This is a genomic window from Algoriphagus antarcticus (genome assembly GCF_002150685.1).
In the GTDB taxonomy this organism is placed as follows: Bacteria; Bacteroidota; Bacteroidia; order Cytophagales; family Cyclobacteriaceae; genus Algoriphagus; species Algoriphagus antarcticus.
In genome coordinates this window covers 1-1,331 of record NZ_MSSW01000133.1, presented here as the reverse complement: position 1 = coordinate 1,331, position 1,331 = coordinate 1, and the positions used below count along the sequence as shown (strand labels likewise).

At 40.2% G+C, this 1,331-nt stretch carries 1 protein-coding gene; it reads left to right on the top strand.

Going from position 1 to position 1,331, the window contains the following annotated elements; all coding sequences use genetic code 11:
- The first annotated feature begins 231 nt into the window (after positions 1–231).
- Positions 232–921, top strand: a complete 690-nt coding sequence (locus BVH04_RS24960; RefSeq protein WP_086544175.1) for a hypothetical protein — start codon at positions 232–234, stop codon at positions 919–921.
- Positions 922–1,331: the final 410 nt, after the last annotated feature.

Here is a 1,331-nt window from a genome sequence, read left to right as displayed (position 1 = left end):
ATGCCTATCGCTGCCACATCTACTATTTTGGTGATGGTTACCTGATCGCTCAGGCTTTGGACTTCGGTATCATGTGGTACCTCATCCCACCTCATAGCCTCAGTATAGAGTTCCTGTTCGTCAGTACAGACACCGCAGTCTGGCTTACTTCAGTGCATACCTCGCGGTAAACCACCTTGCCACTTGCTTGGCTTCGGGTAACGACTCCCGCGCTTAAGGGACTTTCACCCGTTGGAACAACCATCTTTTTGGTCTATATTCACCATTCAAGGCACACACAGCACCTACAAGAAATTGGCGGTTCAGTGGTTAAATGAAACGATAAAACTATTAGCTCACTTTTCGGCTCGGCTGAAAGGAATGTGCTTCCAAAGCCCGCCTGCTCATAGCCAAACCGTTAGTGGTAATAGCCAGACAAATGATGACTTTATGAATAACTATAAAATTACAAAGGACCAATTGGAGACGGGCCAACAATTTTTCCGGGAAAGTAGTATTAACGTTCTAACAACGGTTTCGACAAGAATCAATAAAGAACAGCCAAATTTTACAGCTGTTCTCTTGGCCTTGGAAATGCATGGTCTCGACAGAAATTCTGTTGAGAACTTGCTAGAGTCCATTTTTATTATCTACTATATTCAAACTGATTTAAATAAAAAATCTATACCGACAATTTCAACCGGACAGGTAGTCAAAAATATCAACGGGTTTGGACAGTTCATAGAATACTATAATCAGGAAAAAAGTGACGATTCCTCAGACTTGTCACAGATTAAATTTCTTCGTGACCAAATTGTTCTCAACTTTGCTGTAGAAACATTACACAAATTATTTGGATATGTTAAAAATATTCCAAAAGAAGTAACATTTGGGTATTTAGGTCTGCTAAAAGGAATTGAAATGGGCGCAGATAAATCATAACAAAAATTGAGGCTTGACAAACTTTACAGACAAATAAATTTGGACCCAGCTACTACAAATAACAGCACCTACAAAAAATTGGCGGTTCGGTGGTTAAATGAAAGCTTTCCCGCTTAGGCGGGACAGGTCGTGCTTCGTATCAAGTTTTGTGGTGGCAGACAGTTTTGTGCTTCGAAATCGCCAACTTCTTATAGCTGCAAACCGTCAGACTGTCTAAAAACCCTCCAGCATTTTCTTAAAATTCACCTACTTACCCTATGGGATTTAAGTAGTATTTTTTGTATCTTTTTATATGAAATTTATCCAAGGAACCGACCGAACTCAGCTCGCTCTTTTTCCCACCTGCCTGGATGATTCCCTTGAATTTGACAATGAAACCCGCCTGATTGATCTTTTTGTCAATTCCATTT